At 65.9% G+C, this 14,720-nt stretch carries 14 protein-coding genes; 9 read left to right on the top strand and 5 right to left on the bottom strand.

The annotated features are described in order from the left end of the window. Positions 1–2: 2 nt before the first annotated feature. The 4 genes from EYZ64_RS08895 to EYZ64_RS08880 all read right to left on the bottom strand — a co-directional run bounded on the left by EYZ64_RS08895 (position 3) and on the right by EYZ64_RS08880 (position 4,695). Positions 3–1,127 (bottom strand): ABC transporter substrate-binding protein, encoded by a 1,125-nt coding sequence (locus EYZ64_RS08895; RefSeq protein ID WP_135453108.1) that lies wholly within the window; start codon positions 1,125–1,127, stop codon positions 3–5. A 72-nt stretch (positions 1,128–1,199) separates the two neighbouring features. Beyond that, entirely contained in the window at positions 1,200–1,790 is a 591-nt protein-coding gene (locus tag EYZ64_RS08890) for a helix-turn-helix domain-containing protein (RefSeq protein WP_090432475.1), read from the bottom strand. Positions 1,791–2,027: 237 nt separating this feature from the next. After that, a complete protein-coding gene (locus EYZ64_RS08885; protein WP_286175269.1) occupies positions 2,028–3,176 on the bottom strand; it encodes an FAD-dependent oxidoreductase in 1,149 nt (382 codons plus the stop codon). Between the two features lie 31 nt (positions 3,177–3,207). Further along, positions 3,208–4,695 carry a gamma-aminobutyraldehyde dehydrogenase gene (locus tag EYZ64_RS08880; RefSeq protein WP_167857757.1) on the bottom strand — a complete coding sequence of 496 codons (1,488 nt, stop codon included), beginning with the start codon at positions 4,693–4,695 and terminating at the stop codon, positions 3,208–3,210. 123 nt (positions 4,696–4,818) lie between these two features. On the opposite strand from EYZ64_RS08880, the gene EYZ64_RS08875 reads away from it, so the two are divergent. From EYZ64_RS08875 to EYZ64_RS08865, 3 genes are all read left to right on the top strand, one after another. After that, positions 4,819–5,331: an Lrp/AsnC family transcriptional regulator gene (locus tag EYZ64_RS08875; protein ID WP_036440614.1), complete on the top strand. Its 513-nt coding sequence runs from the start codon at positions 4,819–4,821 to the stop codon at positions 5,329–5,331. Beyond that, positions 5,328–6,698 (top strand): aspartate aminotransferase family protein, encoded by a 1,371-nt coding sequence (locus EYZ64_RS08870; protein WP_135453106.1) that lies wholly within the window; start codon positions 5,328–5,330, stop codon positions 6,696–6,698. Before EYZ64_RS08875 ends, EYZ64_RS08870 begins: the two co-directional genes overlap by 4 nt. A 90-nt stretch (positions 6,699–6,788) precedes the next feature. Beyond that, positions 6,789–7,787: an SMP-30/gluconolactonase/LRE family protein gene (locus tag EYZ64_RS08865; RefSeq protein WP_135453105.1), complete on the top strand. Its 999-nt coding sequence runs from the start codon at positions 6,789–6,791 to the stop codon at positions 7,785–7,787. Here EYZ64_RS08865 and EYZ64_RS08860 read toward each other — a convergent pair. Next, positions 7,784–8,281: a MarR family winged helix-turn-helix transcriptional regulator gene (locus EYZ64_RS08860; protein WP_135453104.1), complete on the bottom strand. Its 498-nt coding sequence runs from the start codon at positions 8,279–8,281 to the stop codon at positions 7,784–7,786. The two genes, EYZ64_RS08865 and EYZ64_RS08860, sit on opposite strands and share 4 nt — an antisense overlap. A gap of 105 nt (positions 8,282–8,386) precedes the next feature. On the opposite strand from EYZ64_RS08860, the gene EYZ64_RS08855 reads away from it, so the two are divergent. The 6 genes from EYZ64_RS08855 to EYZ64_RS08830 all read left to right on the top strand — a co-directional run bounded on the left by EYZ64_RS08855 (position 8,387) and on the right by EYZ64_RS08830 (position 14,376). Further along, a complete protein-coding gene (locus EYZ64_RS08855; RefSeq protein ID WP_167857756.1) occupies positions 8,387–9,325 on the top strand; it encodes an AraC family transcriptional regulator in 939 nt (312 codons plus the stop codon). Between the two features lie 321 nt (positions 9,326–9,646). After that, positions 9,647–10,876: a D-alanyl-D-alanine carboxypeptidase family protein gene (locus EYZ64_RS08850; protein ID WP_135453102.1), complete on the top strand. Its 1,230-nt coding sequence runs from the start codon at positions 9,647–9,649 to the stop codon at positions 10,874–10,876. Between the two features lie 104 nt (positions 10,877–10,980). Beyond that, entirely contained in the window at positions 10,981–11,610 is a 630-nt protein-coding gene (locus tag EYZ64_RS08845; RefSeq protein ID WP_135453101.1) for a TetR/AcrR family transcriptional regulator, read from the top strand. Next, entirely contained in the window at positions 11,607–12,878 is a 1,272-nt protein-coding gene (locus tag EYZ64_RS08840) for a glycosyltransferase (RefSeq protein ID WP_135453100.1), read from the top strand. The genes EYZ64_RS08845 and EYZ64_RS08840 overlap by 4 nt, the downstream gene beginning before the upstream one ends. Before the next feature lie 7 nt (positions 12,879–12,885). After that, positions 12,886–13,116 (top strand): F0F1 ATP synthase subunit C, encoded by a 231-nt coding sequence (locus tag EYZ64_RS08835; RefSeq protein WP_135459906.1) that lies wholly within the window; start codon positions 12,886–12,888, stop codon positions 13,114–13,116. Next, positions 13,117–14,376 carry a glycosyltransferase gene (locus EYZ64_RS08830; RefSeq protein ID WP_135453099.1) on the top strand — a complete coding sequence of 420 codons (1,260 nt, stop codon included), beginning with the start codon at positions 13,117–13,119 and terminating at the stop codon, positions 14,374–14,376. The last annotated feature ends 344 nt before the right edge of the window (positions 14,377–14,720 follow it).

Here is a 14,720-nt window from a genome sequence, read left to right as displayed (position 1 = left end):
TCCTAGCCCGCGAGCCAGGACGTGTACTTGTTGGCGATGTCTTCCTGGTGTTCGGCCCAATACCCGAGATCAAGTGGGAACCGGTCCTTTTCCCGCTCCGGCGTGGTGGTCAGGTACGACCGGGCCAGGTCGTCGAGTTGCGGCTTGGCATCGACGTTGATCGGGCTGTACGACGTCAGTTCGGCAAGCTTGGCCTGCTGCTGGGCACCGAGGTAGAAGTTGATGAGCGCCATCGACGCCTTGGGGTTCTTGGCGCCGACGGGAACGGCGATCGTGTCGGCCTCGGGCATCCACTGGTCCCAGATCGGAGCGAACGGCGCCCCGTTCTTGACAGCCGAGTACGCACGACCGCTCCACACCAACGCCATGTCGACCTGGCCGGACTCGATGAGCTGCTGGGACTGTGCGCCAGTGGTCCAGAAGACCGTGTCCTTGCGGATGCTGTTCATCTTGGCCAGCGCCCGGTCCATGTCGATCGGGTACATCGCGTCCGGGGCGACACCGTCGGCGAGCAGCGCACCCTCGAGGACGCCGGGGTCGAGTTCACCGGGCACGCCTTCGATCGCCCGCTTGCCGGGGAACTTCGCGGTGTCGTAGAAGTCGGTCCAGGTCTTCGGCGGGTTCGCCCCGTACTTCTTGGTGTTGTAGACCACGATCAGTCCGTAACCCATTGCGGGGACCGAACAGTCGTCGGTCTTGGTGCCCGGGGGCAGCTTGCTGATGTCGACGATGCTGGTGTCCAGCGGCATGAACAGCGTGCCGCAATTCTTGGCGGTGAACACGTTGGTGCTATCGACCACATCCCAGGTCACGTTCTTGGAGTCGACCTGAGCCTTGATCTTCGAGTTCTCAGTAGGCCCGTCCTGCAACACCTTTGCGCCGGACTGCGCTGCGAACGGCTCGATCGCCGCCTTCGTCTGACCGTCCTGGAAGATGCCGCCGTACGACACGAACGTCAGGGTCATGCCCTTGAGTGCGCCTTCTTTGACGGTGCCGGCCTGCGGCGGTCCGCCGCCCAGATCCACGTCGGCCGCTTGGCCGGGACCCGCAGGCGTACACGCGGTGGCCAGCAGAACGCCTGCGGCGATCAAGGCGGGCACACTGCGGACTACGGGTGACATGTTCATTGCGGATCTCCTTTGATCTGGGCGGAAAGGGGTTCGCGGATGCGGGCACATCCGCAGCGGGCGAGCGGCCCGTCAGGTCGGCCAGTCAGTCGGGGGGCTGACGATCCAGATGAGTTCGACCGGTGCGTCACTCAAGTTGTGGACGGTGTGCGGCATGGATGTCCGGTACTCCGCGCTGTCGCCCGGTTCGAGCACATAACGCTCACCGTCGAGCTCAAGGGTCGGGGTGCCGGCGATGACGATGAGGATCTCCTGCGCGTCACCGTGCACATACGCCTCGCCCGCACTCGATCCGGGCGACAGTTCACCCGCGTAAACCTCGAGGTTTCGCAGCGGCTTCTGCGACAGCAGGTACTTCGAGCTCAGCTCTGACACCTCGATGGTGGGACGAGCCGCCTTCCGGAGAATGCGAACGTCAGTGACCTCGTCGTCGGTGAACAAGTCGGGCAGCACGATGCCAAGCGACTGCGCCAACCGGCGCAAGGTCCCGACACTCGCGTTGACCTGTCCGCGTTCGACTTGGCTGAGAAAGCCCGGGGAGATGCCGGCGCGATCGGCCAACTGGCGAAGGGACATCTTCCGCGCGGCGCGGAACTGCCGGATCCGGGCACCGACCACGGTGTCTGCCGTCCCAGCGGGATCAGGCTCGACAGTCGCACTCATATCGAAATGTCCGTTCGTCTCATACGAGCAAGAGGATTGTTTTCAGCGAACACTTTGTTCGCTGAAAACGAACCCTATGTCTGGTCCAGGACGGTCCGCAAGGCTTCCATCACATTCCCCAAGAATTGTGATGCAGAACACACTCATGCGGTATCGGCGGCGTTCTGCCTATCCACCCACGATTACCGTTGCGATAGTCGGCCTTTACGAGGGATTTCGTGGCCCCCTGACGGGCGCCTAGTGCCTGCCGAGCACGTGTGGGCCCGTGCGTTCAGGCACGCCCGTCGCAAAGCGAGCCAACGACCACTGGGCGACATCCGGGTCCGGCGTGCGCCCCTCGGCCAGGTCGGCGAGCACCTCACCCATCAGCGCGGAATACTTGAAGCCCTCCCCCGAGTCTCCGCAGGCGACGACGATCCCACCGTCGAGGCGGTCGACGACGAAGGTGCCATCGGGAGAGTCGGTCCAACTGCAGACCTGAGCATTGAGCACGGTCGGAACCACTGCGGGCATGTCGGTCTGCACCCGGTCACGGAGCACCGCGGACCGCCCATCATCAGGGGTCCGATCGACATCGCCGGCCCGGTAGTCCCGCAACGGGGCATCCAAACCGATCTTGTAGCCCGCACCGGGCGACGGCATGGCATAGATGCCCGGACGGTCGCCCGACGGTCCATCGAACAGACATGGAAAGTCGTCGGTGGCAGCAGGATTCGCGGGATCGCCGAAGTACACCACCTGTTCCAGATACGGGTGTAGCGACAGGTCCAGCCCGAGCGGCGACAGCAGCGGCGCCGCTCCCGGCCCGGCCGCGATCACCGCGACATCGGCATCGATGATGTCGCCGTCTGCCAGCACCACGCGGACGCCGTTGGCGGCTTTCTCGACGCGTGCCACGTCACGCTCGAGAAGCGTTGTGCCGGGGGCACTCTGAAAGATCTTCGACTGAGCCAGCAGCGATGCTTCGGCGAGCACGATTCCGGCGACCGGCTGCCAGAGGGCGTCACGCCCGTCGCCGCGCAGACCAGGAAAGAACCGGTCCACGTCCGCCGCAGGCACATTGGCGTACGCGACGCCAAGGGCCGCCAATGTCGACTCCACGGCCGGCAGCGACTCGTCGTCGCGCCACAGCAGACCACGGGTGAGGAACACCGGGGTTCCCGCCCGCTCGGCAAGGCGGTGCATCGCGTCGACACCACGCTGCGCCGTCCGCACCCGCATCGGGTCAGGGTCGGCGAGCCGCCACAACCGGGTCGATCCCGCCGAGGAAGACAGTCCGTTCAGCGGGCCGTAGCGGTCGATCAGCGTCACCCGGTGCCCGCGGCGGGCGAGCTCAGCCGCGGCGGGCAACCCCCACGCGCCCGCCCCGATCACCACGCACGTCATGGTCACGGCGGGCGACCTCTCGACCAGACGCTCAGCGCTTACTGAAAATCGTTCGGTGCCACTCTTTTTCGGCCACACCGGTGATGTCGCTCATCACATGCTTGATGGTGAGGTACTCCTCGAACGAGTAATCGCTCATGTCCTTGCCGAAGCCCGACGCACCGACGCCGCCGTGCGGCATCTCGCTGATGATCGGGATGTGGTCGTTGACCCACACACACCCGGCATTGATCTCGCGGGAGGCCCGCTGCGCCCGGTACACGTCCCGGGTCCAGGCCGAGGCGGCCAGGCCGTAGTCGGTGTCGTTGGCCTGCCGGATCGCGTCGTCGTCGTCGGTGAACGCCCGCACGGTCAGCACCGGACCGAAGATCTCGTCGCGGTACACCTCAGAGGTCTCCGCGACATCGGCGATCAAGGTAGGCCGGTAGAACGCGCCGGGCAGATCCGGGATCACGCCTCCGGTGACGACGCGGCCGCCCTGCTCAGGCGCGCGGGCCACCATGGCGGCGACCTTGTCCCGGTGCGCGAACGAGATCAGCGGGCCCAGGTCCGTGTCGGGATCGTGCGGATCGCCGACGACGATCTTGCTCATCACCTCGGCCACGCCGGCGACGAAGTCGTCGTACAGGTCGCGGGCGACGATCGCCCTGGTGGCGGCGGTGCAGTCCTGGCCGGTGTTGATCAGGGCACCGGCGACGGCACCCTGGATCGCGGCGTCCAGGTCGGCGTCGTCGAACACCACGAACGGCGCCTTGCCTCCCAACTCAAGCTGGGTGCGGTGTCCGTGTGCCGCGGCGGCGGCCATCACCTTGCGGCCGACCGCAGTGGATCCGGTGAAGGTGACGACGTCGACGTCACGGTGCCCGGCCAGCGCGGTGCCGACGTCGGCGCCACCGCCGGTCACGACGTTGAACACACCGTCCGGCAGGCCGGCCTCGGTGGCCAGCCGGGCCAGGGTGAGGGTCGTCAGAGGGGTGATCTCGGCGGGCTTGATGACGACGGAACAGCCTGCGGCCAGCGCCGGGATAACCTTCCACACCGCCATCTGCAGGGGGTAGTTCCACGGCGTGATGGTGGCGACGACGCCGACGGCTTCACGCCGGATGCTGGAGGTGTGGTCACCGGAGTACTCGGCGGTGGCCTTGCCCTCCAGGTGGCGTGCCGCACCCGCGAAGAAGTCGATGTTGTCGACGCTGCCGGGGACATCGAATTCGGTGGCCAGGCGTACCGGCTTGCCGGTCTGGCTGACCTCCTCGGCCACCAGCTGATCGGCGTGCTCGTCGGCGAGCTTGGCCAGCTTGGCCAGGACCGCCGACCGCTCGGCGGGCGTCGCCTTCGACCAGGTGGGGAACGCCTTGCGGGCGGCATCGACGGCGTTGTCCACGTCGGCCGGAGTGGCCAGGGCGTAGTCGACGACAGGCCGGCCGGTCGCGGGGTCGATGATCTGATGGGTGCCCCCGGCCGTCGCCACAGGCGCACCGTTTATCCAGCTGCTCGTCACATTCACTGCCACGTTCATGGGGCCCCACGGTAACCGATGGATCATCCGATCTCTACGCAATCCCGCGCTTAGGGCCGGTTTGAACGAGGGATTTCATCGATTCGGTTGCCCTAAACGACGGATTCCGTGCACAATCGGTGCATGACCAACCCTGATGGTCCCGATCTTCAGGCCGTCCCACTGCGCGTGAACAATTCTCGCACCGCCTTTCAACTCGACGAACTGTCGAAGGCGATCATCGAGAAGCTGCAGGCCGACGGCCGACGTTCGTATGCCGGAATCGGTAAGGCCGTGGGCCTGTCCGAGGCGGCGGTGCGCCAGCGCGTGCAGCGCATGGTCGACGCCGGCGTCATGCAGATCGTCGCGGTGACCGATCCGTTGCAGCTCGGGTTCGCCCGGCAGGCGATGATCGGCATCCGCTGCACCGGCGACACCCTCAAGTTGGCCGAGAAGTTGTCTGCCATCGAGGCCGTGGACTACGTGGTGCTGACGGCCGGGTCCTTCGACGCCATCTGCGAGGTGGTCTGCGAGGACGACGACAGCCTGCTGGAACTTCTCAACACCCAGATCCGCTCATTGCCAGGAGTGATAACCACCGAAACCCTCGTCTATCTGAAACTCGTCAAACAGCAATACAATTGGGGAACTCGATGAGCGTCACTGAAAAATCCGATCTGGCAGCCAAAGCCAACCGCCACCTGTGGGGGCACTTCGCCCGCCACGGGGAGGGCATCACACCACCGATCATCACGCGCGGCGAAGGTGCCCACATCTTCGACGACAGGGGCAAGAGCTATATCGACGGCCTGTCCGGCCTCTTTGTCGTCCAGGTCGGCCACGGCCGCAAGGAACTTGCCGAGGCCGCGGCCAAGCAGGCCGAGAAGCTGTCCTTCTTCCCGCTGTGGTCCTACGCCACTCCGCCGGCCATCGAACTGGCCGAGCGCGTCGCCAACTACGCACCGGGTGACCTGAACCGGGTCTTCTTCACCACCGGCGGCGGCGAGGCCGTCGAGAGCGCATGGAAGCTGGCCAAGCAGTACTTCAAGCTGACCGGCAAGCCGGGCAAGTACAAGGTGATCTCGCGGTCGATCGCCTATCACGGCACGCCGCAGGGAGCCCTCGCCATCACCGGCATCCCGGCATTCAAGGCGCCGTTCGATCCGCCGACCCCCGGCGGTTTCCGGGTGCCCAACACCAACTTCTACCGGGCACCCGCCGAATACGGTAACGACGAGAAGGCGTTCGGCCGCTACTGCGCCGACCGCATCGCCGAGGCCATCGAATTCGAGGGTCCCGACACCGTGGCCGCGGTGTTCCTCGAGCCGGTGCAGAACGCCGGGGGCTGCTTCCCGCCGCCGCCCGGATACTTCGAGCGGGTCCGTGAGATCTGCGACGAGTACGACGTGCTGCTGGTGTCCGACGAAGTGATCTGTGCGTACGGCCGCATCGGTTCGATGTTCGCCTGCGACGATTTCGGCTACGTGCCGGACATCATCACCAGTGCCAAGGGCCTGACATCGGGCTACTCACCGCTGGGCGCGATGGTGGCCAGCGACCGGTTGTTCGAACCGTTCAACGACGGCAAGACGGTGTTCGGGCACGGCTACACCTTTGGCGGACACCCGGTTTCGGCTGCGGTGGCGATGGCCAACCTCGACATCTTCGAGCGCGAGGGCATCAATGCCCACGTCAAGGAATCCGCTCCGGCATTCCGGGCCACCTTGGAGAAGCTGTATGACCTGCCGATCGTCGGCGATGTCCGCGGTGAGGGATTCTTCTACGGCATCGAGCTCGTCAAGGACAAGACGACGAAGGAGACCTTCAACGACGAAGAGTCCGAGCGGCTGCTGCGCGGGTTCCTGACGCCGGCGTTGTGGGAGGCCGGGCTGTACTGCCGCGCCGACGACCGCGGCGACCCAGTGATCCAGCTGGCCCCGCCGCTGATCAGCGGGCAGGCCGAGTTCGACGCGATCTACGAGATCCTGCACGGTGTGCTGACCGAGGCGGGAAAGCTGCTGTAACTCTCGCCTGAAGTCGCTCGAGTCTGCGGTGAGATCGCGCTTTGTCGCCAATTGACGATCTCACCGCAGTCTCGGTACGAGAATGACCGGATGCCACGCAAGCCCCCCATCGATCCGGTCCGTTGGACTCCACCTCCCATCGACCCGCTGCCCGACTTCGGGCCGGCCGAGCTGACCATCGTGCCGATGCCCGGGGAAGGACCCGAGGACGTCGTCGCGGATGCAGCCGGACAGCTGTGGACCGGACTGGTGGACGGGCGAATCGTGCGCGTCTCCCCCGACGGCGCCGCTACTGTCGTCGCCGATACGGGTGGACGCCCGCTCGGCATGCACGTCGCGCGCGACGGAAGGGTCCTGATCTGCGACAGTCTCCGCGGGCTGCTGGCGCTGGACCCGACCACCGGCACGATAACGACGCTTGTCGAGTCAGTCGATGGCAGGAAGCTGAAGTTCTGTTCGAATGTCACCGAAACATCAGATGGCACAATTTATTTCACCGAGTCGACAAGCCACTTTCAGTTCGAGCATTTCTCCGGAGCCATCATGGAGGCCCGCGGGCGGGGCGGCCTGTTCCGGCTGAGTGTCGATGGGTCCGTCACCACGCTGCTGGACGGCCTGTACTTCGCCAACGGCCTGACCGTCACCGCTGACGAATCAGCGTTGGTGTTCGCCGAGACCCAGGGCCGCCGGCTGTCGAAGTACTGGCTGGGCGGGCCGCAGGCCGGCACCGCCACTCCGCTGGCAGTCCACCTGCCGGGCTACCCGGACAACATCTCCACCGGTGCCGACGGACGAATCTGGGTCGCGATGGTCTCCCCGCCGAACGCCGCGGCCGAATGGCTCGCGCCCCGGGCGCCGGTGGTCCGAAAAGTCCTGTGGCATCTACCTGACCGGCTCCAACCGCAAATCCGGCCGCAGGTGTGGGTCCTGGCGTTCGACGCCGGCTTCGGGGCCGTGGTCGCGGGTGTACAGATGACGCATCCGAACTTCGGCACGGTCACCGGGCTGGTCGAATCCGCGGGCAAGCTCTGGATGTCGACGATCGCCTTCCCGGCACTCGCGTATACCGAACTCGCCGCTCTGACTTAGTGCGGTGTGGCGGTGCCACTCTTCAGGGCATGGCTGACGCGTCTGGCGCTGTCTCCCAGTGCGGTCATCTGCTCCCGATTCAGCGGTGCGAGGTAGAGGTGCCGCACCAGCACGGCGTAGGTTTGCAGCGTCGGCGGCAGGTAATCCCTCCCCCGCCTGGTGATCCCGACGACGACGCCTCGCCCGTCTTCGCGGCTGCGAAACCTGCGGACCAGACCTCGCTCCTCCAATCGGCGGACCTGCCACGTCACGCGGCTGGGGGCGAGCACCAAAGCCTCTGCCAGCACGCCCATTCGGACCCATCTGTACGGGCCGGTGCTGAGCAGATTCAGCAGGTGCACATCGGGCACCGAGAGATCATGTTTGTCAATCAGGGCGGCATTGATTTGCCGGTAGAGCAGTTCGGCTGATTGCCCGAATCGCTTCCAAATCCGCCACTCATCGTCGCTGAGTTCGCAAGATTCTCGAGGCTCCACGGATTCGAACACCAACATCGTCGCCACCCCTCCGTCGTCGACCGCTCCCGAAATCTCAGCCGAGCCAACGAATGCGGTCTATGCGGAATGGGACAACCGGGTTGCGTCTTAGACTGCTGGCCCATGAACGTGCCGTTGGTCCGGACGCGGATCACGCAACTCGAGGATCTGAGGGACGCGGTCGCCGACGCTGGCCTCAGTGCGTTCCAGATGTCGCGCGAAGCACCCAGCGGCAGCCTCGTGCATGCCGTCCACGACGGTGTCGCGTTCAGCTCGGGACGCTTCGACAGCCGGGTACAGATCCGCGGACCGCTGTCCCGAGACGCACTTTCGATCGCCGTGGGCCTGCGGATCCCGCCGCGCAACCGGCTCCTGCTGCGAGAGATCAGCTCAGGGGTCGTGACGATATTTCGCCCGGGGGACGAGCAAGAGGCATTTCACGATGTGAACTCCCTCTACGCCGTTGTCTCCCTCAGCGAGGAGATGTTGGAGCGGGAGGCCGAGCGTCATGGCATCAGGTTGTCCCTCAGTAGTTTTCGACACACCGGCATTCACCCTCAGCCGATGGCGCGGGCACATCTCATCACGATCTCTTCGTTCCTGACCCGCCTGCATCAGGACGGCAGTCAGGCCCTCCTTCCCTCCGGCGCATTTGCCGACATCGTCGCGGCATTCATCGGCCATTTCACCCAGGAGCCTGCGAGCCTGCCGGTCGGCCAGCTCAGGCAGCGTCAGCGGATCGTCGAGTTGACCCGCACCCACATCGACCAGAACCTCGACCGACGACTCGACATTGAAGGCCTCGCGCGGATGGCGGGCGTGTCCCGGCGGACCCTGGCCCGGTCGTTCGACGAGACACTCGGCGAGTCACCACAGTCCTACATCGCGCGGATGCGCCTGCATCGCATCCGGTCCGATCTGCTCGCCGGCAGTGATCCGCGAGCCACGATCGCCGACGTATCCAACAGGTGGGGCATCAGCGAGCTCGGTCGCATGTCCGCCCGATACCGCAGCCTGTTCGGCGAGCTGCCATCGCAAACCCGGACGCGCGCTTCTCGGTGAACGACGGCGACCAGCAACCCTCCGGGCAGCGCCGGCAACGGCTGATCCGCACCCCCTCGTCTGCCCCCTTCCTCCAAGCCGGCCGACCAAGATGTACAGCCTGATCGTTGACAACCGGGCTATCGTTTGAGCAGGGGGACGGCTCCTTCGGTGGTGTGATCTTGGACAATCGCGCTCAACGGCTTGGTTCCGTCCCCCGCCCCATGCCCTGAACACGATCCTGGCGCCCTGGGATCCAAGATCACATTTGTCACAGAAACCACATCAGTCACAGCGTGGCTACGCGGAATCGCATCCTCGCTCGCCTAATCTGCGCAGACGATGGCTATCCAGCGAAGGCTCCCGACACGTGCGTTGACGCGCGGGCTCTCGGCACTCGCGGCCCTGGCGATGCTCGCCGGGCCGACCGTGCTGTGCATGCCCACGGCCGCCGCCGACCCGGCGCCCGAATGCCCCTACAAGGTGACGACGCCCCCGGCAGTTGATGCCTCAGAAGCACCCGAGCCGGGCGAGGTCGCGCCCGGACCGCTGCCGGTACCCACCAAGACGATTGGTGGCGAAGCGCTTTCCGGTTGCGGCGTGATCACCGCGGCGAACACTCCCCCACTGCCCAATGACGTCTCCGCCGAGGCCTGGCTGGTCGCGGACCTGGACACCGGCGACATCATCGCCGCCAAGGACCCGCACGGACGCCACCGTCCGGCCAGCATCATCAAGGTGCTCGTGGCCACCGCCGCACTCAATGAACTCAACCTCAACAAGTTGGTCGCCGGCACCCAGGACGATGCCAACTCCGAAGGCACCCGCGTCGGCGTCGGCCCCGGTGGCCAGTACACGATCAACGACCTGCTGCACGGCCTGCTGATGCACTCCGGCAACGACGCCGCACACGCTCTCGCGGCTCAGTTGGGCGGGATGGACCCTGCGCTGCAGAAGCTGAACATCTTGGCGGGCAAGCTCGGCGGCCGCGACACCCGGGCCGCCACCCCATCGGGCCTGGACGGCCCCGGCATGAGCACCTCGGCGTACGACATCGGGCTGTTCTACCGATACGCCTGGCAGAACCCAGCATTCGCCGACATCGTGGCGACCCAGACCTACGACTTCCCCGGGCGCGACGGCAATCCGTCCTACCCGGTGGAGAACGACAACAAGCTGCTCTACAACTATCCGGGCGCAATGGGCGGCAAGACCGGATACACCGATGACGCGGGCCAGACCTTCGTCGGTGCCGCCAACCGCGACGGCCGGCGCTTGGTCGCCATCCTGATGAAGGGCACGCGAGTGCCGATCGCTCCGTGGGAGCAGGCGGCGCACCTGCTCGACTACGGGTTCGCGACCCCACCGGGAACCAAGGTCGGAACCCTCGTCGACCCGGATCCGTCACTGATCACGCCCAAGGCCGACGAGGCAACCGCGGCCCAGGCGGCTTCCGTTCTGCCACCTGCCGATTCATTACCGGTGCGGGTCGGTGTGGCCATCGTCGGTGCCGTCATCGTGTTCCTGCTCATGATCGGTGCGCGGTCACTGAACCGCCGCACCATTCGCTGACCTACACCTTCCGGTAGGCCTCCAACCAGCCGATATTCCGGAGCTCACGCTCGACCCGCGGCTACCCCTTGCCGAAGTCTGACCGATCGGTCTAATCTCAGACCATGCGGTCAGGCGGCACGAAGACGTTTACCGAACAGGCCCGCCGTCGGCAGATTGTCGACGGCGCGCTGGAGGTGATCGCCGAACAGGGCTATCCACAGGCATCGCTGGCGCGTATCGCCGAACACATCGGTATCGCGAAAAGCGCTGTGCTGTACCACTTCAACAGCAAATCCGAAGTGGTCGAGGCGGTCTTCACCGAGATCTTCGCCCGTGGATCCGCGGTGATCGTCCCAGTGGTCAACGCCGAAACCACTGCAGCGGCAAAGCTGTCCGCCTACATCCGGGCCAACATTGCGTTCGTCGCAGCCAATCGGTCGGCGGCCGTAGCGATGCTCGAGCTGATCTCCGGATACCGCGACGCGGACGGATTGCGGGTCGACCAAGCCGCGGCCAAAGCCGTCCAGGACAATCCCCCGACCGGCGACCTGGCCGCCCTCGACCCGCAGAGCATCTTCGCCGAGGGTCTGGAAAGCGGTGAGTTCCGGGAACTGTCACCGCTGTTCATGAAGAACATCCTGCGCGGCGGTTTGGACAGCGCCGCACAGGAGTACGCCCGCGACCCCGACTACGACGTCATCACCCACGGCGAAGTGCTCGTCGACATCTTCGAGAAGGCCACCGCGCCGTGACCACGATCGTCATCGCCGCCTTCGGCAGCCGCGGGGATGTCGCCCCGTACTCGGGTCTGGCGCGACGGCTCGCCCTCGAGGGTTACCGCGTCGCCGTCGCCGCCCAAGAGCCGTACCGGGAACGGGTGTCTGGCTGCGGAATTGAATTCCGCTCACTGTCCGGGGATACCGAACGCGCCACCAAGGCCTCACCGGCCGCGCAGGCGTTCGTCGACGGCGCCAGGATGCGGCCGTCCCGGGAACTGCTCGACGAGATGCGCGAGGATCTGCGCCGGCTGGGCCGTGGCTTGATCGAGGCCGCGAAAGACGCTGACCTGCTGTTGCTTCCGTCCGTCGCGGCCCTCCTCGGATACCACGTCGCCGAAGGACTCGGCATCCCCAGCGTCGGGGTGTGGCTACAGCCGACCGCACCCACCGGCGACTTCCTGCCGTCGGTGCTCAGCGCCCGATCGCTCGGCCGCTGGGGCAACCGCATCGTCGGCCGGTTGGGCGCGCTCGGCGAGAAAGCACACCTGGCACTTATCAACGAGCTACGCACCGACCTCGGGCTGCGCCCGACCACGTTGGCCGGGTATCAGAGCAGACGCGCAGCCACCTGGCCCATCCTGCACGGGTTCAGCGAACACGTGGTGCCGCGGCCCGCCGACTGGCCGGCACACCTGCAGGTCACCGGCTATTGGTGGCCGTCGGAGCCCGACAACTGGTCGCCACCTGCGCAATTGGTCGACTTTCTGCAAGTCGGTCCGCCACCGGTGTTCGTAGGTCTCGGCAGCACCGCAACGGCGCGGGGACCCGAACTGTCCGACGTCATCGGCTCAGCGCTGCGTGCCACCGGCACGAGGGCGGTGGTGCAGAGCGGCTGGGCCGGACTGCACTGCACCGGCGACGACGTTCTGATGGTCGACGAGCTTCCGCACTCATGGTTGTTTCCACGGGTCGCGGCGGTCGTGCACCACTGCGGTGCGGGCACCACCGCAGCGACGCTCCGGGCCGGTGTCCCGTCCATACCGGTCACCGGAATCATGGATCAACCGTTCTGGGCGAAGCGCCTGCGACTCCTGGGCGCAGCACCTGCAGCCCTTCCACGCGCCAACGTGACCGCCCCAGAACTCGCCACTGCCCTGCGCGAGGTGTGCGGCGATCCGTCGTATCAGGCACGCGCTCAACAGCTCTCGACTCTGCTCGCCGGCGAGGACGGAGCCGGGTTGGCAACGCTCCACATCACCGAACTGCTCACTCGATCGCAGGAGGTACACCATGGCCAGTGACGCATTGATGGGTAACGCCCTCCTGGCCGGGGCAATCGTGCTGGCCGGCGGAGCGATCGGCGCCGGCATCGGCGACGGGCTCGCCGGCTCGCAGTTCATCGCCGGTGTAGCGCGCCAGCCGGAATCCCAAGCACGTTTGTACACACCGTTTTTCATCACGGTGAGCCTCGTAGAGGCGACGTTCTTCATCAACATCGCGTTCATGGCGTTGTTCGTCTTCGCCACCCCGGGCGGATAGATGGCGACCATCGCGATCATCGCCATCGGCAGTCGCGGCGATGTGGCGCCGCTGACCGGGGTCGGTGCGCGATTGCAGCGAGTTGGGCATCGCGTGATCGTGGTGGCGTATCAGGCATTCGCCGAACTCGTCACGGGATGCGGGCTGGAGATTCGCGGACTGGCCGAGGAACTCGCCGACACCTCAGCCGATCTGTCGGACGTGTCAGCACGCCAAGCCGCGAAGGCCATGGCGGCATTCCTCTCACCGCGCGGCATGCGGATGCTGGGCGATCGCGTGTTGGCCGCCGTCCGTGACGAACCGGTGGACGCGCTGCTGCTGTCACCATTCGCGGAACTGGCCGGCCATCCGCTTGCCGACGCGCTCGCCGTTCCCGGCATCGGCGTTCGGTTGCAGCCGTTCTCGGCGACCGCCGACCATCCACCGGCGGTGTTGGGAGCGTGGTCCGCCGGGCGGTTCGGGAACAGGGCGACAGCGCGGATCGGTGAGGCGATGATCGACGGACTGTATGGCAAGGCCGTCAACCACTTTCGTGCGCAACTCGGTCTCCCGGCGGCTCCGGCCCGGGCGCTGCGACGCCGGCGCACTGATGCGCGTTGGCCGATCCTGTATGGCTACTCGACCATGGTCCTGCCCCGGCCGGCCGACTGGCGGCCGGGTATCGACGTCGTCGGCTACTGGTGGCCGGAGCGCGCGACCGGATGGCAACCGCCCACCGAGCTGGTGGAGTTCCTCGACGCCGGCCCGCCGCCGGTCGTCATCGGCTTCGGCAGCACCGTCAACAGCCGCGCCGAGGCCCAGAAGCTGTCCACGCTTGTCGCACAGGCGGTTCGGGGCGCGGGTGCCCGTGCGGTGATCCAGGCCGGCTGGGCGGGGCTCGACTTCAGCGGGGACGACGTGATCGCGGTCGGCGAGGTGCCCCACGACTGGCTGTTCGCGCAGGCGGCGGCCGTTGTGCACCACTGCGGCGCAGGCACTGCCGCGGCGGGACTACGTGCCGGTGTGCCGTCGATCGCGGCACCGGGCCCCTACGGCGACCAATCGTTCTGGGCGCGAAGGCTCTTCGACCTCGGAGTCAGCCCGCCGCCGATCCCGCAACGTCGACTCAGCGCCGACAACCTCGGTGAAGCAATACACGCCGTGTTGTCAGATAACAGCTTCGGAGACCAGGCGGCGAAGATGGCGGCAGCTATCGCTGCCGAGGACGGTGCCGGACGGGTGCTCGCAGCCGTCGATCGAGTACTCAACATCGGACGATGAGAGATTGGCCGTACGGCACCGAGATCCACCGCCGGTTCAGCCGTTCCCACAATCATAAATGAACGTGTTCCAGTCGGTCGATTCATCAGCACATCATGCGACCAGGACCGGCGTCGAAACGTGATTGAACCTTGCACTGATTCATGCATTGACCAGCTATAACCGCGACAGGCCAGGCCCAGACACATCAGACACTTACACATTATTTTTCAAACATTTCGAATATTTTTCGAACCTTTTTTCACTATTGCCAATAGTGATTGAAAAACACACATTTACTGCTAAATTCATCGCCGATCAGGCCGCCTGGCCCTTCAGCAAAGGAACCCCTGTTGCAACTCGCA

The sequence above is a fragment of the Mycobacterium sp. DL99 genome, from assembly GCF_004762045.1.
GTDB lineage: Bacteria > Actinomycetota > Actinomycetes > Mycobacteriales > Mycobacteriaceae > Mycobacterium.
This window is presented reverse-complemented; position numbering and strand designations above follow the sequence as displayed.